We start from the raw sequence: 19,422 nt of genomic DNA, 5'->3' as shown, positions 1-19,422 counted from the left end.
ATGTTCCCTGGGAATTCCGATTCCCGTATCTTTTACAGACAGTACGGGTCTTCCGTCTTCCATGTCCGCTGTAACCGTAACTTTTCCGCCCCGCTGATTATACCGTACACCGTTGCTGCAGAGATTATACAGAAGTTCCTCCATCAGGTTCCGGTTTGCCGTTACCATACAGGATTTTCCCCGGAGAAGCAGGGTGATTCCCTGTTTTGCCGCCTGCACTTCCATCAGGGCCAGACAGTCCCTGGCCGCCCGGTATAAATCCACCTGCTCAAATTCTGATTCCTGCTCCCTGTCATCCAGCTCCGACAGCTTCAGGATATCGTTAATCAGCCACAGCAGCCGGTCGGAACTGCTGTGTATCTCCCCGGCAAATCTCCTGGCGTCCTTTTCATCAGCCATTCCGTTTTCTATCAGCTCCGCATAACCGGAAATGGCGGTCAGAGGCGTTTTCAGCTCATGGGATACATTTGCCGTAAATTCCTGCCGCATTCTGGCATGGTTGAGCATGTTAAGGTGCTGTTCCCGGATGGTAAGAATAAATGGCCTGATTTCCTCGTAAACATCCTCCTGCCCCGTTCCCTCCAGATCCGATGCCAGTTTTTCAATGGGGCGCAGCAGATTCCGGGTGAGATAATGGGAAATTATCCCGCAAATCATCACAATCAATACTGCCAGCACCATGACAAGGGCAGAGGTATGCTCCAGAATCCGGAAAAAATTCTCCGAATCTTTTCCCACTCTCAGCACATCGCCCTGTTCCAGACGTTCTGCATAATACAGGGTATGGAGAGAACTGGTAACAGACCAGCGCACCGCCCGACCCTTTCCCTGTTCCAGAGCAGCGGCGATTTCCGGCCGGTCTCTGTGATTTTCCATTTCCTGCTGGTTGGCGCTGCTGTCATAAGACACGCTGCCGTCCTCCCGAATCAGAGTAATCCGCAGTCCGTCCTGGGCCAGACGGCTCCTGTTTTCTTCTGTTTCCCAGAATTCCAGATCAAATGGCTGTATTACATGAGTATAAGCCTCAATGTCATCATATACCTGATTTTTTAAAATATTATAAAACAATATCACGGAAACTGCCGCCAGCACCAGCACTGCCAGAGAAGATACCATGATAAAGTGCATATTAATTTTCTTTTTCATTCTTTTCCCAGCACATATCCCACGTTGCGTACGGTCTTAATGGCGCTGCCGGCCTCGCCCAGTTTCTGGCGCAGGGTTTTGATGTGCATATCCACTGTCCTGCTCTCTCCCTCGTAATCAAAACCCCAGACCTGGTCCATAATCTTATCCCTGGACAGCACGATTCCCTGATTGATAAGAAGCATTTTCAGCAGTTCAAATTCCTTAAATGTCAGTTCGCACGGTTTTCCTGCTGCCAGAACGCTGCGCTTCTCCGTATCCACCGAAATACAGCCGCTGGTCAGCAGCGTCGGCTCCGGCAGTTTTTCCGTACGGCGCAGCAGCGCCTTCACCCTGGAAATCAGCTCCATAATACCGAAGGGTTTGGTCATATAATCGTCAGCCCCCAAATCCAGGCCCTTTACCTTATCCAGCTCAGCAGAACGGGCTGTCACCATAATGATGGGGATTTTCGCGGTGTCCCTGTGTCTCCTCAGTCCTGTCAGAATGTCCAGACCATCCTGGTCCGGCAGCATAATATCCAGAAGGATCAATGCGGGAATCTCCTGCTCCAGCCCTGCCCGCAATTCTTTTCCGGACGCAAACTCTCTTACGTCAAATCCGCTGTTTTTCAGGGCATAACGCTGAATTTCCCGGATATTTTCATCATCTTCCACCACATATATCAACGGCACTCCTGCTCCTCCTTCACTGTTTTTCTAAAAAAGAATGCGCACAGTGCATTCTCCGCGCGTGAGCGGATTTCCTGGCAATAGATTTCCTCTCCGCGAGCTGCGCATCTTAGTTTTTATTCTACAGGAAAGACACTTTCTCGCTTTAGCGTGACAAGGTCTTTCCCATAGAACAAAAAAGTCCGGCATGGTTTATCACCGTACGGAACCCCCTGCCAGAATTGTCATATCAGGAAGAAAAATGGTATTTTTCCTGATATGCCTCCTGCATCTGTTCAAACCGGACTCTCGTTTTCTCCGACAGATTATTTACATAGTCATGAGCTTCCACGGTACTGTCTTCCATCTGAATCAGATAGACTGCCAGGTTGGAACAGTGGTCTGCCACCCGCTCATAATTTACCGCGATTTCCGACAGAATCATTCCCAGTTCAATGGTACATTTCCCTTTCCGAAGACGTTTGACATGACGCTTTTTCATTTCCTTATTCAAATCGTCAATGACTTCCTCCAGGGGTTCCACCGTCATGGCCAGGCTGGTGTCATGCTGCACAAAGGCCTGTATGGAGCGGTCTAAAATATCCTGTACCGCACCGCCGAATACTTCCATTTCCATTCTGGCCTTCCCGGAAAATTCCAGTTTTCTTTTTTTCATATCTCCGGCCAGCTCCATCAGGTTCAGCGCGTGGTCCCCGATTCGCTCAAAATCATTGATGCTGTGCATCAGGGTGGATACGCTCTGGCCCTCTCTGGCTGTCAGGTTCTGGCTGTTTAAACGGGTCAGGTAGCTGCCCAGCTTATCCTCATACTTATCCAGCAAATCTTCCTGCCGTTTCACCGATTCTGCCTGTTCCCTGGAATAATTTTCAAACAGTCCCATGGCTTCCGGCATAACTTTTCCGGCAATTTGCGCCATTTTTTTCACCAGAGAAGTACACTGTTCAATGGCAAATCCCGGCGTGGACAGGAATCGCACATCCAGAATTTTAAATTCATTTTCCCCGTCGGAAGACATCTGTTCTTCCTCCGTTGCCGGAATGGTAAGGTAGGCCAGTTTTTCCAGCCCTCTGGTGAAGGGCAGCAGCACCAGTGTGGCAAAAATATTAAAAATGCTGTGAATGGCTGCTATCCCAGCCGCTCCTACGGTCTCTGCGGCAAAATCAAACTGAAAAATCCCGTTCAGTGCAAAATAAAGTATCAGAAACACCACAGAGCCAATCACATTAAAATAAAGGTGGACAAATGCGGTCCGTCTGGCTCCTTTGTTGGCACCCACGGAAGAAATCATGGCTGTTACGCAGGTTCCGATATTCTGCCCCATAATAATGGGAATCACCGAACCATAGGTGAAAGCCCCCGTAACAGACAGCGCCTGCAGAATTCCCACCGAAGCGGAGGAGCTCTGGATAATGGCTGTCAGCAATGCTCCCGCCAGTACGCCTGCCAGCGGATTGTTGAATTTTGTAAGAATTCCGGTGAATTCCGGTACATCTGCCAGTGGTTTTACCGCGTTGCTCATGGCTTCCATTCCATACATCAGCACAGCAAATCCCAGCAGAATTTCAGAAGCATTTTTCTTCCGGTCGCTTCTGGCGCTCATCATGAAAATAATTCCAATTAATGCCAGAATCGGTGAAAAAGACGAGGGTTTCAACATGCGGATAAAGAAATTGCCGCTCTCAATCCCGGTCAGGCTCAGCAGCCAGGAAGTTATGGTGGTACCGATATTGGCTCCCATAATAATCCCCACTGCCTGGGACAGTTTCATAATGCCGGAATTCACAAATCCCACCAGCATCACCGTGGTGGCCGATGAAGACTGAATCACCGCCGTCACTCCGGCTCCCAGCAAAACAGCCTTGAAGGGATTTGAGGTTAAATTTTCCAGAATCCGTTCCAGTTTCCCGCCGGAAAGTTTTTCCAGTCCGCCGCCCATTACATTCATTCCATACAAAAACAGTGCAAGTCCGCCAATCAATGACAGAAATCCGAATATATCCATTTCCAATCCTCCTGCGTAAGTCCTGTTGTCTTAACGTCGGGATTATTCTATACGGTTTCTGTAAATGGAATACATAATTCATGTAAAATCTGTGTAAAACAATTTCTCCGTATCTACGGTTTGCTTCTCTGGTTCACCCATTCCCGGAACAATGCGTACAGCACGGACATGAGGGGAATGAATACCAGCATTCCCACTATTCCCATAAGTTTTCCGCCCACGGTCACCGCAAACAGCACCCATATGGAAGGAAGTCCCACGGAATTTCCCACCACATGGGGATAAATCAGGTTGCCTTCTATCTGCTGCAGCACCAGGAACAGGATGACAAAAAATACTGCCTGCATGGGATTGACCATCAGAATCAGGAATGCGCCCACCACGCATCCGATAAAGGCTCCTACCATGGGAATCAGCGCGGTAAACGCAATCAGCACGCCCACCAACAATGCGTAGGGCAGTCGGAATATGGTCATACTGACCACGAACATGGAGCCCAGTATCAATGCTTCCAGACACTGGCCTGTGATAAATCTGGAAAAGGTTCTGTGGGACAGCACACAGATATGGCACATTTTTTCCACCGCCTGCTCCGGGAAAAATGCCCGGACTGTCTTCAGACATTGTCTTGCCAGTGTTTCTTTCTGCATGAGAATGTAAATAGCGAATACAAATGCAATGAAAAATGTCATTACACCGTTAATCACTTTCATGGTGGCCGACATGGTATAGGAAACCACGCTTCCCGCACCGCTTAAGGCAAAATCTTTTACAGCCTCCAGCCAGCCTGTCCAGTCAAATTCCAGAGATTCAATATATGTTTCAACCATATCCCAGTCTCTGAACAGCTCTTCCAGCCATTTCTGGGCCTCCGGCAAAAATGTGGCCATGCCCTCGCTGATGCTGTCAAAGGTTTTTCCAAGCTGGGGAATCACCACCACAATTACAATGGCAATCACAGCAAATACACAGAGAATGGACAGCACCAGGCTGACGGGCCGGGCTGCTTTCTTATTTTTTGCTTTTGAAAATAATTTTTTCTCAATAGCCGCCATGGGAAGATTCAGAATAAATGCAATGGCACCGCCCAGTACAAAGGGAAACAGGATTCCCCACATAAATGCCAGCCAGGCGCCCACAGCTCCCATATTCAGCAGAAGCGCCAGCAATACCAGAGTAAATGTTATAATGCCCAGAATCTTTTTTATGTTATTTTTGTTTAAGTCCATAGGTTTCCTCACTTTTTCTTATTTTCTACAGCAACCCTGATGTTCCGTTTCAGGAAAGCAATGTGTAAATCAGACTTTCCAGCATTCTTCCACTTCTTTTTCCGCTGTTTCCTGTGATAACAGAAATCGTACTGCAATTCTTTTCACCACATCAGAAAATATCATACCACATTCCTGATATGTCTCAACTGTTGAACGAATAGCCGCATCCTTTGCAACTCCCATATCATGTACTCTCATAATTTCCTCCTGATCATACAATTGCATCATATTTATTCCCATCTTTCCCGTCTTTTCTCTTTTCATCTTAGCATAAGTATGATTTTTTGTGGCAATTAAATTTTACATCAACAAGAAAAAGTCAGGTTTTTCCTGTTCTTGTTATCCCCCAAAATATATTGTAGAATATGGTTGAAAATTCAAGGGTATATGGTGTACCACCCATCACTGTTGGCGCAGCGATGGGTAAGGGAATTGTATCTGCACTACCACACCATGCAGACAAAATCTGCGATACACGTATTTTATTATAATGTAGACAGATTCTATTTACAATGATATTTTGTGTGAGACGACAGGTTTTATTTGCAGACTTTCCTGATGCAGGTAAAATGTAAGTGAGAAATATACTTGCACCTTATTCCTGATTCCTTATGCTCTGAACACAAAAAGGAGAAAAATTTATGAAGAAAAAATGGATGGCAGCTATACTTGCAGTGGTTCTGACAGTATCCGGCATATCCCCCGCAGTAAAAGCGCAGGCAGCGGAAATAGCAAACTATACCACTGCCTCCGACTGGGAGATCAGCAACAAAAACCCGGCTGAAACCGAGATAACCTACGACGGAAGCGCCACGCTGCAGGTAGAAATCAGCGGGAAAACAGAAGGGCTGACCTATAAGTGGTCCAGAGGGAATGGAACTGTTATAGAAGGAGCCACAGAGAGCAGCTATACGCTGACCGGAAAAGAAGCCGTTGAAAATGAAGGCGGAGACAGGTATTTTTGCACTGTGTCTGATGGAACCAAAAGTGCAAGCTGCCTGTTTTCAATTAAAGTAGACACCGGGCTGGAAGTGAACAGTACCTGCGGAACCGGTGATAATACTGCCAGAAACGTGTCTGTACCATATAGTGGAGAGACTGTTCTGAGCGTTACTGCCAGCGATGGTAAAACCGGAATTCTCAATTATCAGTGGTATCAAAACGGTACCCGGATTGAAGGAGCCACGGGGAACAGTTACACCATAACCGGAAAGGAAGCCGCCGAGACAAGGGCCTCTTACAATTGCAAAGTGTCGGATGGAGCTTCTCAGGCGTCCCGTAAAGAAATACATTTTTGGATTAACATAGACACAGGTCTGGAAGTCAGCAGCGCCAGTGGCAGTGAAACCAGTCTCAATAATAACAGATTCGTATCCGTAGCATATAACGAAGAAACTACCTTAAATGTAACTGCCAGCGGCGGAGTTGGAGTATTCAGTTATCAGTGGTATAAAATAAATAACAATATTCCCACCCGGATTGAAGGAGCGGCTGGGAACAGTTATACCATAACCGGAAAAACAGCTCTGGAAGATGGCAGACAGTATCAGTGTATAGTATCAGACAGTTTTTCCAGCAAATTCGTAACCTTTGAAATCTCTGTAGACACAGGTCTGGAAGTCGGCAACGGAGAGACTTATTACAAAACTGATATGGGTTATGAAATACCTGTATCGTATGAAGAAGGCATCATTCTGCATGTGGCAGCCAGAGGAGGACTTGGAACCTATCATTATCAATGGCATGTACGCGGTACTGACAAATGGGAGACAATAGCGGGAGCCACCACAGACAGTTATCCCGTAACTGCTGCAGACCTTGCCGCAGGAAAATTAACATATTCCTGCGACATAACGGACGGAGTTACCGAACGCCACGTCAGCTTTCTTCTTATGAAAGAGCCAGGATTAAAAGGAAAGATTTTTACCATTGGCCCATATAAATATAAAATTACCAATACCTCAGAAGCAGCCTTTGCAGGCCTGAAAAACAATAAGACAACAAAAGTTACCATTCCAAAAACAGTAAAAATCAAAGGCAAAACTTTCAAAATTACTTCTATCTCCAGCAAAGCGTTGCGAAAAACCAGGATAAAGGAAGTAAAAATTGGTTCAAATGTAAAAACTATTGAAAACGCAGCATTTGAAAACTGTTCTAAACTTTCTAAAGTTATAATAGGAACCGGGGTAACAAAGATTGGCGACAACGCATTTAGAAAATGCGGAAAACTGAGCAATATTCAGATACAATCCACAAAACTGAAAATCGTAGGAAAAAATGCATTGAAAGGAATCAACGCAAAAGCACAGATAAAAGTTCCGGCAAAAAAATGGAACGCATATAAAAAACTGTTAAAAGGAAAGGGACAGGGTAAAAAAGTAAAAATAATAAAAAAATAAGCGGCAGAAGACACTGAAGCCGGAATAAATTTATACTATCTTTTCTCTTGACAAATCCCCTGTTCCCGCCTATAATTGGCATAAATTAAAATCATTCATAATAAAAGCTGTGACGGGAACAAGTAACAGTAAGGAAATCCTACAGAGAGCTGCCGGAAGCTGAGAGGCGCAGGAAGAACTTAATGTGAATACCTCCCTGAGCTTCACACCGAATACGGATGCTGCCGGCGCTGATGCATATGCCGAACATACCGTCAGTAGGCTGTGACGGAACCGCAACCGTTATTTTGCAGAGGTGCTGACAGGCACCCGACAAGGCAGACTGTGCGAGCAGGCTGTGAATTAAGGTGGTAACACGGGCAGATACCCCGTCCTTTGGAAGGACGGGGATTTTTTCTTCTACAGGAAAAGGAAAGACCTTGTCACACTAAAGCGTGAAAGTATCTTCCTATAGAAGAAAAACCAGGATGCGCAGCTCGCGGAGAAGAAATTTATTGCTACGCAATCCGTTCGCGCGCGGCAAACCGTCCAGGTCTCTCATGATTGAGGGATTCAGGGAGTTGAAGCAGACCTGTCCGCTTTCTTCTCTTATATGATAAAAACAATTACAGGAGGTAACATTATGACCGTATACGAAGAACTGGTTGCCAGAGGGCTGATTGCCCAGGTAACGGACGAAGAAGAAATCAAAGAATTAATCAACCAGGGAAAGGCTGTGTTCTACATCGGCTTTGACCCAACAGCCGACAGCCTTCATGTAGGACATTTCATGGCTTTATGCCTGATGAAGCGCCTGCAGATGGCGGGTAACAGGCCCATCGCTTTAATCGGCGGCGGCACCGCAATGATTGGAGACCCTTCCGGCAGAAGCGACATGCGCCAGATGATGACTCCGGAAACCATTCAGCACAACTGTGACTGTTTCAAAGAGCAGATGAGCCGTTTTATTGATTTTTCCGAAGGTAAAGCCATGATGGTGAACAATGCGGACTGGCTGATGGGACTGAATTACATTGAAGTGCTGCGGGAAGTGGGCTCTCATTTTTCCGTAAATCGTATGCTGACAGCAGAATGCTACAAGCAGCGCATGGAGAAAGGCCTGAGCTTCCTGGAATTTAACTACATGATTATGCAGAGCTATGATTTTTATGCTTTATACCAGAAATACGGCTGCAACATGCAGTTCGGCGGCGACGATCAGTGGAGCAACATGCTGGGCGGTACGGAATTAATCCGGCGTAAGCTGGGCAAGGACGCCTATGCCATGACCATCAACCTGCTTCTGAATTCCGAAGGAAAGAAGATGGGCAAAACCCAGTCCGGGGCCGTATGGCTTGACCCCAATAAAACATCGCCTTTTGATTTTTATCAGTACTGGCGGAACGTGGCCGACGACGACGTGCTGAAATGCATCCGGATGCTGACCTTCCTTCCTCTGGAGGAAATTGACAAAATGGATGGCTGGGAAGGGGCCCAGCTCAACACTGCAAAGGAAATCCTTGCCTTTGAGCTGACCAAAATGGTACACGGAGAAGATGAGGCAAAAAAGGCACAGGAATCTGCCAAAGCGCTGTTTTCCAGCGGAAATGCCGCAAACATGCCCACTGTGACCTTAGGCAGCGGCGATTTTACCGACGGAACCATTGATATTCTGGGACTGCTGGTGAAGTCCGCTCTGGCTTCCTCCCGTTCCGAAGCCCGCCGGGCGGTGGAGCAGGGCGGCGTTTCTCTGGACGGTGAAAAAGTAACAGATATTAAGGCTTCCTATGAGCCTGCCGCATTTGCAGAGGGGGCTGTGCTGAAAAAGGGAAAGAAGAATTTCCGCAAGATTCTGGCGGAGTAAAACTGTTTTTGCTCTCCTGAATCATATTCTCACGGTCAGCGCAGCAAGTGCGCAGACCTGTCTGAACTGTTTCTGCAGACTTTTTTATTTCTGCAGAAACAATACTCCAAAAGCGCCGGAACCGCAGTTACAGGAAATGGTGGCGGAAGCAGCATTCACCACCACCCGTTTCCAGGGAACCCGCCGCTCAATTTCCGTTTTCAGAAACTGCTGGAATTCATAGGAACAGCCTGCAGTAATCAGAAACACCACATCCGGAACAATTTCGTTCTTCCGTTTCAGAACCCGGCGGAGGTATGCTCTGGCAAACCGCCGCTGGCTGCCTGCGCAGACGCCGGCCGGCTTCATATGGCTGCCTGACAGTCTCAGGACAGGATGGAGGGAAAAAATATTGCAAAGCAGCGCTACATTCCGGCTGATTTTTCCGTTTCGATACAGGCAGTCTGTGGAATCCACAATAAAGCTGGTGGATATTTTTTCTTTCATCCGCTCCAGCTCCTTCAATATCAGTCGAAGGGGTGCGCCGCGTCCGGCCATATCGGCCGCTGTCAGCACCATAATCCCCATTCCGCCGGACAGATGGCCGGAATCCACCACATAAATCCCGTCCATTTCTCCGGCTGCCTCCCCGGCCGTCTGAAATGCTTCACTCACATACTGCGCCATGCAGATATGGATAATGGGCCCTTTATGCCGCTGCCGCAGTTTTTCGAAAAATTCCCGGTATTCTTCTGCAGGAGCACAGCCGCTGTAAGCCTTTTTCCCGTCTGTTTCTATGTATTCAATCAGCTCGTCCGACGTCATTTCCCTGGTATCCTGAAACCGGGCCTCTTCTGTCCTGATATAATAATGCATTACCGGTATCTGATACCGCTCCTTTAATTCTCTGGTCAGATCACATACACAGTCCGTAGAAACCAGCACCATATCTTCCGTCATTTTCTCGCCTCTCTCAAAAAATTTAAACATGACTTAATTTTCGTGTTCCACCAGCTCTTCCGGCAGCCACCGGCGCAGAGTCCGCTCCATGGCATTCATTTCAATGGGTTTTGTGACAAAATCCTGAAACCCTTCTGCCAGAAACATTTCCCGTGCGCCGCTCACTGCATTTGCAGTCAGAGCCACAATGGGAACTTCTTTGAAATACGCTCCGTCCAGTTCCCGGATGGCATGGGCCGTTTCCACCCCGTCCATGCCCGGCATCATATGGTCCATAAAAATCAGATGAAACTCCTGCTTTTCCGTCAGTTCAATGGCCTGCCGGCCGTTTTCCGCTGTCATGATGGTCATATGGTAGGGTTTCAGCAGGCCCAGCGCCACTTTCAGATTCATGGCATTGTCGTCCACCACCAGTATTTTCGCGCCGGGAGCAATGAAACGTTTCCGGGTCTCCCCCTTCTTTCCCGGATCAAAAGACAGCTTTTCTCCGTTGATAACATTTCCCACGGAAAGCACATAAAAGGGTTTATATATATTGCGCATATGCTCCGGTACAGCCACATGATCTTTCCGGTCCTGGACAATGGTGACTGTCATCTGTTCCCGTAGGCTGCCGAAATATTCCCGGTCTTCCAGATATTCTTCTCTGGCCAGAAACAGATGGGTATAGCGCCGGCCGGAGGACAGTTCCTGTTTCACTTCCTCCAGAGACTGGCAGATCTGATAGGGAATACCCAGATTCTCTCCTATATTGGCCATAAGCTCATAATAACTTTCCGTTACAAAAGGATGGGCAAATTTCGGAAACCGCACATAACATAAAAGCCGCAGATTTTCTCTGTTCTCCACCTGGACAATGGGCGTCTCCGATTCTGTTTTCTGAGGAATCACCACTGTAAATTCCGTCCCGTTCCCGTACTGGCTTTCTACATGAATAACCCCGCCCATCTTTTTCACAAGCTGTTTGGAAATGGCAAGGCCCAGCCCGGTTCCCTCAATAGCCCGGTTCTTTCTGGTATCCACCTGACTGAAGCTGTTGAAAATTTTGCTCAGATTCTTTTTCTTAATGCCGATGCCGCTGTCTTTGATGGTCAGAATCAGATTTACACCATAGCTTTCTTTCCGGGATGAAATCCGGAACAGAACCCCGCCCTTTTGTGTAAATTTAATGGCATTAGTCAGAAGATTGATGATAACCTGACGGATACGGATTTCATCCCCATATAATTTTTCCGGTATATTGGGGTCGCAGTCCACCATCAGCTCAATGGTTTTGTCTCCCTTTCTGGCCATGGCCATATTGATAATATCATTCAGCATGGAAGCCACCTGATAGGGCTCGCAGATTAAGTCCATTTTCCCGGACTCTATTTTGGAAAAATCCAGCAAATCGTTAATAATCCCCATGAGATTTCTGCCGGACAGATGGATATTATTGCAGTTGTCCCGCACATCCTCCGACAGGTCTGTTTCATTCAGCACCAGTTCGCACATGCCCATAATGGCGTTCATGGGAGTACGGATTTCATGGCTCATATTTGCCAGAAAATCACTTTTGGCCTGATTTGCTTCCTCTGCCTGCTCCAAAAGTTCTTTCTGCCGCTGCTTGTAGCACCAGATGCGGTACTGGATAATCATGCACATAATGGTTTCTGCAAAATACACAATGGGAAATCTGGTCAGATACGTCCTGGAATAGGGGAATCCCAGGTAATGCAGAGGCGTCCACATATAAAAAGCTGTAATCACTCCCAGGCTCAGGCTGAAAATCCCTCCGTAGTACAGCGTCAGAAAGTACATGCCTGCAGGAGGCACCAGAAACATCCATACAATGCTGAAGCCATGTTCCCCGCCCGTCACCAGAAAATAAAGCATCATGATTCCCAGAACAGCCGCAATGCTTAAAACAGCCAGATTCACATTCTGACGGATACGGAACATTATATAATTGGCCGTCATCAGAATACCGATGCCGCCCGTAATGGCCGCCATTATAAAGGAATGCACCCTCAGGTTTACCAGACACATAATCAGGCCCACAACAGCGAAACAGGTACAGAAATTCAAAAGCGTTACTTTATCCAGCTCTCTGGCGTCTTTTTTCAGCATCCGGATTAAATTTTTCTGTTTGTTGATACTGTCCATACTCTCGTTCGTTCTCATAATTTTTCCATCAGCTCCCCCAGTTCTTCTTTCATTTCCAGAAAGGTATCCAGCAATGCCGGTTCAAAACTTTTTCCCCGTTCTTTCTCCATGATTTCAAAAGCCTGTTCCAGCGACATGCCCTTTTTGTACTGACGCTCCGATACCAGCGCGTCAAATACATCCGCAATGGCCAGAATCCTGGCTGCCAGGGGAATTTCCTCACCTTTCAGGTTATGGGGGTATCCGCCGCCGGCCCATTTCTCATGATGGCAGGCTGCCATGTCACGGGCAACGTCCACAAATTCTTTTTCCGCAATCCGCTTCATATTTTCCTGAATCAGCCTTCTTCCCTCTTCTGCATGAAGCTGTATCAGACCGTATTCCTCTTTGGTCAGGGCGCCAGGCTTCTGGAGAATCCGGTCCGGCACAGTCAGCTTGCCGATATCGTGAAGGGGCGACGCTTTCTGCATGTAATCAATGTAAGCGGGAGACAGCACATCCTCGTAAAGGCCTTTTTCCTTTACTTTCCTGACCAGCAGATTCACATAGGCGCTGGTTCTTTTTACGTGTTCTCCTGTGGTTCCGTCCCGGCTCTCAATGAGATTTGCCATGGTAATCACAATATCCTGCTGAAGCTGGGTAATTCTCCGGAGCTGCCGCTCTACCATCCGCTCCAGATTTTTCCGATAATTCTCCAGTTCCAGTGTTCTGCGCACCCGCTGCAGCATAATGGCCGGCACAAAAGGTTTGGCGATGTAATCCACGGCTCCTATCCGGAAGCAGGTTTCTTCTGTTTTCTCCGTGCGGTCCGCAGTCAGAAAGATAACCGGAATCCGCCGCCATGCCTCATGATTCCGCAGTATTTTCATCACTTCAAATCCGTCCTGCCGGGGCATCTGAATATCCAGAAGAATCAAATCAGGCTCATGTTCCTCCAGATATTGAAAAGCCAGCGCTCCGGAATTTACCGCCGCTACCTCATATTCTTCTTCCAGAAGTTTCCGGGCCATCACCAGATTTATATTGTCATCATCCACCACCAGGATGACGTCTTTCACAGAAGCCTTTGTCTTCTTATGTTCTGTTTTCCGGGGCCCGGCTCCGGATGCTTCTTCGGAACACTCCTCTGTCGGAAGCAGGGTTCTTACCTCCTCCAGCACCTGCTCATACTGCCGGAAAAATTCTGCATGGCCCTGTAAAAGCTCTGCTTCTTTTCCCTCTTTTGCCGCAGATTCCTGCTGTCTGGCTTTTTCCGACAGCTCCGGAGCACCGATTGTCATGGAAGTGCTCTTGACGGCGTGGACAATGATTCCATAATTTGTCCAGTCTTTTTCATCCAGCAACCTGGGAAGTTCCTGACAATACTTCCGGCCCTGCACATAGTATGCCTGCAGAATATCATGATACACCTCTGCGTCTTCCCCGCAGTATGCCATACCAATGTCTTTGTGGAGAAGTTTTTCTTCCTGCGGATTCTCATTTTCCGGCTTCTCTGTTTCCGGGCTTTCCTTCTGCGGAGGGCTTTCTTCCAGGTTCTCTGTTTCCGGCTGAATCTGCAGAGTTTTTACTGCATCCCTGCAGACTACGTCCTGGGGAATCTCCACTGCAAACAGAGAGCCTTCCCCATACATACTCCACACCCGGATACTGCCGCCCATCTGTTCTGTGAGCTGTTTTATCATGTGGAGCCCCAGACCGGTTCTTTTCGCAGACACTTTTTTCTCTTTTCTCCAGTCTTCCGGCAAAACGTCAAAAATACCTGCCAGCTGTTCATCTTCTATTCCTGTTCCCGTATCTGCCACGGACAGACTCAGATGAAATGTACCTTTCTCTGTCCGGATTCCCTGGGCGCTGAACGTAATGGTTCCTTCCTGGGTATATTTGATACTGTTGGAAAAGAGGCTCATAAGTATTTTCCGGTTTCTGGCTTCATCGCCTTTCAGCACAGAAGGAAGGGTTTCATCCACATTGATTCGGACTTTCAGATGTTTTTCCGCGGCCTTTTCCCGAAGGACATGCACAGCTTCCTCAATAAATGAGGCTGTTTCATATTCTTCTGAGATAAGTTCCAGATTTCCCATATCCAGTCCGGAGAAATCCATCATATCTGCAACCAGCCCTGTCAGAGCCTTTCCGGCATTCTGTATGCCGGCTGCATAAGGCTCCATTCCGGTTTGGCCTTCCTGCAGTATTTTTTCATTCATGCCATTAATGGCGTCAATATTTTCCTGCATTTCCTGGGACACACTTAAGAGAAATCTGTCTTTGAATTCTCCGGCAAAAACTGCCTGCTGCTTTTCCCGTTCCATACGGAATACACGCTGTCCCGTCTCGACCACCGCCAGTATCTGGAAAATCAGCAGTCCCACGCATAATATCATTCCGTTCAGAGTGAATTTCTGCTGATACGCCAGCGCCATTTCCAGTGTACCCGCCAGGGACGCTGCCAGAAATCCAACGGCCGACAGCGGATATTGTCTGATACGGTTCCGGTAAATGTCTGCGCACATGGTAATCCACACCAGCAAAATTGCCAGAAAAATCACCCACATGGTATATACCGAAGTTTCCGAAAAATCCCGGATATTTAAAAACTGCAGTCCGGTACATACTGCCAGATTTCCCACCACCAGAGTTCCTGCCGGAACGTAATATTTCTGATAACGGCGTTTCTGAATTTCATTGATATAAAGAAGAAAAGGCAGGGGCATCAGCATAACGGAGAAAAAGGCCATGCCGGAGGCCACAGAAATATTGGGAAACATAAACTGGCGCAGCCTTGAGGCCATAATCAGACACACCGATTGCAGAAACACGCCCCAGCCCAGGTATTCCAGCCGTATCATTCTGCTGTAAAAATGGTGCAGTACCTTCCCAAACAATATGATAATAATGCTCAGAGTCCCCACAAAAAGTGCAAACACCAGCTCCGCTCCATGAATTTGCAGCAGATGAATCCAGATTCCCATGCGTTCTCCCAGATAGATGGTGTCCATCCTTCCGCTGTACCCGGAATCACTGACGGTCACAATCCGGATGGTTTTCCCGGCGTCTTCCCGTTTCAGTTCCACAAAAATGTAAGCGCTGGCACTGTTTTTTCCAAAAAGCCTGATACCCTCTGTGGTATATTTCCGGCGCAGTACATTATCAATATAGATTTCCATATCCTGCCTGGAGCTGTGCAGACACAGCCAGGTCTTATCTTCCAGATTTCCCGGCAGTTCCGTTTCAATAATCACCGGCTCCCGTCTGTCCGCCTTACAGACGCCGGGAACTTCCGCCGGTATTTTTGTCCCATCCGGCAATTCCCGGCTCCATTGTGCATCAAATACGCTGCACTCCCCGGCATTCAGTCCATTTTCTTCCGGCAGCAGAATTTCTCCCGCCGCAAAATACAGAAGCATTCCGAACATCAGCAGTCCAAATACCCACTGCATGATATACATCAGCTTTCCTTTTTTCTTCTTCACATCAAATTCCCTCTTCAGTTCTTCCCGTATACTTCCTTCCACTCCACATCCACACTCTTTCCAATGCTGTGGTAGTATGCAAGGAACAGGAAGATTCCCGCCAGGCCAAGGAGTCTCCGTATTCTTCCTCCCTGTTTCGCCCAGGTTACGATTCGGTGGATCATCTCCTCTTTCTCCTGCTCTGTGATTCCGTTCTCCCCTTCAAAGTACAGCAGCAGGTAGCCAAAGCCTGCGATCATGGCCAGGGTGGCACAGATCTGTATCTGTGTGCTGTCCCCTGTCTGCGGTTCCCCTCCCAGGGGCTTTCCGGTCCTTCCAGGCCCTCCTGGGTTCCCCGGATTTTGGTCTGCCGGTACTTCCTTCGGCACCTCCCGGCTTCCGCTGATGTTCAGGGTGACTTCCGCTGTGCTTTCATTCCCCGCATGGTCTTCCGCTTCCACCCGGAGGGTATGCTTCCCTTCTCCCTTTATCTTTACCGTGAACTCACAGACTTCCGCAAAATCCCCGGTAAAGTCTTCTTCCGGAAGGCTGACGCTCTTCTTTTTATCCACCTGATACCGGACGCCGAAAATCCCTGAAGTCACACGGTCTTCTTCACTGTCCCTGACTTCCACCTTCACTTCCAGGGGCTTCCCTCCCGTGGTTTCCTTTGTTCCGTCAAACCGGATTTCCGGGGCATTGTCCTCCACAATCACCCCTCCCCCTTCTGCGGTTAATGTCTTCTGTGCTGACACATTGCCTGCATAATCGGTACAGGTCAGGTATACTTTCCCTTTGAATTCTTCCTTAATGGCTATCCGGGCCTCATAGCTCCCGCTCTCCATCTCTCCCCGGATGCTCCGGAGAACCGCTGCAGAGCTTCCGTATGCTGCCATGGTATCGGTCATGGTGTGGAGTTCTGTAAACGCTGCCTGCCCGTCCTGCTCTGTCCCGTCTTCCGCCACAAGGAGGTATTCCGCCCTGGCAAGGCCGCTCCCCTCCTCTGTCACCGGCACGGTAACCACCATGCTTTCCTTCTGAATAAGCCAGTCCAGGAAGTCCCGGCTCCCCCTGCTGAAGGAGGCCTTCCCCATCGCAGGAGCCAGCTCATCCGCCCATTTTGCATACAGGGTGGTTTTCAATGTTCCCGTATTTTGTTCCACAGGGCTTCCAAAGTCCCAGATTCCTCCGTCCAGTCCCTTATCGTCCATGTACCAGCCTTTGAAATTATAGCCTCTCCGCAGCGGGTCGCTCACCTGCCCCAGCAGGCCTCCGTAACGGATATGCTGTGTGTCCGGTGCTTTCCCGTAGCCTCCGTTCAGGCTGAAGTCCACTTCATAGATGAGCCTGTCATAGTACAGCTTTAACACCAGGCTTCCGTCTCTTTCCACGGTTCCCTTTGGCTTTCCGGAAGGATGGGACAGGTTCAGGGTAAATCCGGTATAGGTTTTCCGGGACGCTTCCGCTTCCGTTCCCACAGTCCCTGTCAGAGTTTCTGTATCACTGTCCATCCTGGTGTATTCCTCTCCCGTCAGGTTCTGGCAGTAGTATTCCACCCGGTAAGGGACTGTCTCCGGGGCAGGGGCGTCAGGCCCGGAGGGTTCCGGCTCAGAGGGGCCGGATGGCTCAGATGGTTCCGGGGCTGCGGAATTCCGCCATACTGCGTAGAGCAGGGTATCCTCTTCCAGCTTCCGGGTGCTTCCCGGTTCGTATGAAGTTCCGGTTCCGTCCGCCTCTGTGTTCCATCCCACAAAGGTATGGCCTTCCCGGTGGATGGTTCCGGCTATGGTGAAGTCCGGATACTTCTGTGTGATTTCCTGATGGACACTGGCATAACAGGCCTTTTTCTCCGGAACCGGCGCTTCCCCTCCCCCGTTGGAATCGTAGGACAGGGTAATGCTTTTTTCGTAGATTCCATAATATTCCGTCAGGGGTTCCGTTAAGGTAAGGCTCCGGCCCGGCCGGATATCATCGTCTGCTGTATACGCCCCTTTGCTTTTATTCCAGCCCAGGGCTGTCCAGCCTGCCATTTCCTTAGGTTCCGGGATGGTAATATCCGCTCCGGACACGGTATCCTCCACGGTATTCACTATGGTTTCCTTCTGATTCGCCCCTCCGGAGTAGAAGTCGGCAGCGAGCTGCTTCTGGCCCTCTGGAAGGAAAACGGCATACAGGGTGGTGTTTTCTGTAAAAGATTCCCGGCTTCCCGCTGTGTAACGGTTCCCGCTTCCGTCCGCCTTCGTGTTCCATTCCACAAAAGTATGGCCTTCCCGGTGGATGGCCGGAGCTATGGTAAAGTCCGGATCCTGATACCCTGTGGTTTCATGGACATTGGCATACCGCTTCTGTGTATCTTCCGGAGGCGTGCTGTCCCCTCCGTTCGCATTGTAGATGAGGGTGATTTCCGTTTCATAGATTCCGTAATATTCTGTTTTTTCCTCCGTTAAGGTAAGGGTATGGCCCGACCGGATGTCAGTATCTGCTGTATACGCTCCTTTGTTCTTATTCCAGCCCAGGAATGTCCAGCCCGTTATGTTTTCCGGGAACGGAACTGTAACGGTTCCTTCTGTTGCGTCTTCATCCCTTATGTCGCTCTCTGATTTTATCTGCAGAGGGTCTCCGGAATAGAAATCAGCAGCAAAAGTTCTCTTCCCTTTTTCTTCGTAGACCGCGTACAGGGTATCATTCTTCTCTGCATGGAATTCTGTGCCTGCCCCGTACAGCGTTCCGCTTCCGTTCTCCTGTTCACTCCAGCCTTTGAAAGTATAGCCGGAAACCTCCGGCCCGGAGGCAAGGGTAAAGTCTGTGCCCGGACAGGTAATCTCATCCTTATGGACGTTGGCGTAGCAGAGGGCTTTCTTTGCCTCCGGCATGGATATACCTGCCGTAATTGCTTTATCTGTGGAATCGTAGGTGAGGGTAACTTCTTTCTGATAGACTCCATAATACTTTTTTCCCTCTTCTGTCAGGGTGCAGTCCCCGCCTTCTGCAACGGTACTTTGATATGCCTCATCACCTTTCGCGTTTTCCGTCCAGCCCATGGGCGTCCAGTCGGGAAAATTCTGCAGGGCCGGGGCGGCTATGGTTACACTCTCCACATCTTCTTCCACTTCCTGTTTCTCGTGATGGGGTTCGGAAGGATCAGGACCTCCGGAATAGAAGTCGGCGGAGAGGGTTTTACAGACAGTCTCCTCTTTCGTCAAATAAATCTGGTTTGCTTCTGTATCCAACTTCTTATACCACTTTCCACCATTGAGAGCCACAACAGATATGTTTTCCTGATCCTCCTCTGTCAGAGAATAAGATCTTGTTCCTTCTGCAATCACATAATGTTCCTCTGCTTCCAAATAAACAGTTACCAGTCCACCTAACCTCTTATCAACCCCAATCTTCCTGGGCAGTGAATTTTGTGAATCCAGATAAATACCGTCCATACCGGAATTTGTTCCATCCCCGGAAAATCTGTTATCGCCGGATATTTGCAGATAACCATCCTTACTATATGGAGTGTTATACGAAGAAAACATAACAGCCCCGCTTCCCGAATATTTTGCCTG

The 19,422-nt window shown here is 48.5% G+C and carries 11 protein-coding genes and 1 other annotated feature (1 of these 12 cut by a window edge); of the genes, 2 read left to right on the top strand and 9 right to left on the bottom strand.

Annotation, left to right across the window (positions count from 1 at the left end; genetic code table 11):
• From VSQ32_17680 to VSQ32_17660, 5 genes are all read right to left on the bottom strand, one after another.
• On the bottom strand, positions 1–1,146 hold the 5' portion of the coding sequence (locus VSQ32_17680) for an ATP-binding protein (GenBank protein MEH2944628.1). The gene continues 171 nt to the left of window position 1, outside the view; 1,146 of the gene's 1,317 nt are visible here — the first part of the coding sequence; the start codon lies at positions 1,144–1,146; its stop codon lies beyond the left edge, outside the window.
• The gene (locus tag VSQ32_17675; GenBank protein MEH2944627.1) at positions 1,143–1,820 is read right to left on the bottom strand and encodes a response regulator transcription factor; all 678 of its coding nucleotides are present in this window, start codon (positions 1,818–1,820) and stop codon (positions 1,143–1,145) included. The genes VSQ32_17680 and VSQ32_17675 overlap by 4 nt, the downstream gene beginning before the upstream one ends.
• A 226-nt stretch (positions 1,821–2,046) precedes the next feature.
• A complete protein-coding gene (locus tag VSQ32_17670) occupies positions 2,047–3,819 on the bottom strand; it encodes a Na/Pi cotransporter family protein (GenBank protein MEH2944626.1) in 1,773 nt (590 codons plus the stop codon).
• 113 nt (positions 3,820–3,932) lie between these two features.
• Positions 3,933–5,048, bottom strand: a complete 1,116-nt coding sequence (locus VSQ32_17665; GenBank protein MEH2944625.1) for an AI-2E family transporter — start codon at positions 5,046–5,048, stop codon at positions 3,933–3,935.
• Positions 5,049–5,117: 69 nt separating this feature from the next.
• Positions 5,118–5,288 carry a hypothetical protein gene (locus VSQ32_17660; protein ID MEH2944624.1) on the bottom strand — a complete coding sequence of 57 codons (171 nt, stop codon included), beginning with the start codon at positions 5,286–5,288 and terminating at the stop codon, positions 5,118–5,120.
• Between the two features lie 443 nt (positions 5,289–5,731).
• Here VSQ32_17660 and VSQ32_17655 point away from each other — a divergent pair, with 443 nt between their 5' ends.
• Together VSQ32_17655 and tyrS are read left to right on the top strand one after the other, a co-directional pair.
• Complete coding sequence (locus VSQ32_17655) at positions 5,732–7,489, top strand: leucine-rich repeat protein (GenBank protein MEH2944623.1); 1,758 nt, start codon at positions 5,732–5,734, stop codon at positions 7,487–7,489.
• Positions 7,490–7,589: 100 nt separating this feature from the next.
• Positions 7,590–7,868: a binding site (T-box leader), on the top strand.
• 243 nt (positions 7,869–8,111) lie between these two features.
• Positions 8,112–9,332, top strand: a complete 1,221-nt coding sequence (gene tyrS / locus VSQ32_17650) for a tyrosine--tRNA ligase (GenBank protein ID MEH2944622.1) — start codon at positions 8,112–8,114, stop codon at positions 9,330–9,332.
• 84 nt (positions 9,333–9,416) lie between these two features.
• Here the strand turns inward: tyrS and VSQ32_17645 are convergent, their stop codons facing one another.
• The 4 genes from VSQ32_17645 to VSQ32_17630 are packed head-to-tail and all read right to left on the bottom strand — an operon-like array spanning position 9,417 to position 19,392.
• A complete protein-coding gene (locus tag VSQ32_17645; protein ID MEH2944621.1) occupies positions 9,417–10,271 on the bottom strand; it encodes a DegV family protein in 855 nt (284 codons plus the stop codon).
• Between the two features lie 33 nt (positions 10,272–10,304).
• Positions 10,305–12,434: an ATP-binding protein gene (locus VSQ32_17640; GenBank protein MEH2944620.1), complete on the bottom strand. Its 2,130-nt coding sequence runs from the start codon at positions 12,432–12,434 to the stop codon at positions 10,305–10,307.
• Positions 12,431–15,928, bottom strand: a complete 3,498-nt coding sequence (locus VSQ32_17635) for an HD domain-containing phosphohydrolase (protein MEH2944619.1) — start codon at positions 15,926–15,928, stop codon at positions 12,431–12,433. The genes VSQ32_17640 and VSQ32_17635 overlap by 4 nt, the downstream gene beginning before the upstream one ends.
• A complete protein-coding gene (locus VSQ32_17630) occupies positions 15,901–19,392 on the bottom strand; it encodes an InlB B-repeat-containing protein (protein MEH2944618.1) in 3,492 nt (1,163 codons plus the stop codon). Before VSQ32_17630 ends, VSQ32_17635 begins: the two co-directional genes overlap by 28 nt.
• Between the last annotated feature and the right edge of the window lie 30 nt (positions 19,393–19,422).

It is taken from the genome of Lachnospiraceae bacterium JLR.KK002 (assembly GCA_036941025.1).
GTDB lineage: Bacteria > Bacillota > Clostridia > Lachnospirales > Lachnospiraceae > Petralouisia.
This window is presented reverse-complemented; position numbering and strand designations above follow the sequence as displayed.

Bases quoted from the DNA above. Each gene is read 5' to 3' on its own strand.
- tyrS (MEH2944622.1), top strand. From the start codon at position 8,112: ATGACCGTATACGAAGAACTGGTTGCCAGAGGGCTGATTGCCCAGGTA.
- VSQ32_17640 (MEH2944620.1), bottom strand. From the start codon at position 12,434: ATGAGAACGAACGAGAGTATGGACAGTATCAACAAACAGAAAAATTTA.
- VSQ32_17645 (MEH2944621.1), bottom strand. From the start codon at position 10,271: ATGACGGAAGATATGGTGCTGGTTTCTACGGACTGTGTATGTGATCTG.
- VSQ32_17670 (MEH2944626.1), bottom strand. From the start codon at position 3,819: ATGGATATATTCGGATTTCTGTCATTGATTGGCGGACTTGCACTGTTT.
- VSQ32_17655 (MEH2944623.1), top strand. From the start codon at position 5,732: ATGAAGAAAAAATGGATGGCAGCTATACTTGCAGTGGTTCTGACAGTA.
- VSQ32_17665 (MEH2944625.1), bottom strand. From the start codon at position 5,048: ATGGACTTAAACAAAAATAACATAAAAAAGATTCTGGGCATTATAACA.
- VSQ32_17630 (MEH2944618.1), bottom strand. From the start codon at position 19,392: ATGTTTTCTTCGTATAACACTCCATATAGTAAGGATGGTTATCTGCAA.
- VSQ32_17660 (MEH2944624.1), bottom strand. From the start codon at position 5,288: ATGAGAGTACATGATATGGGAGTTGCAAAGGATGCGGCTATTCGTTCA.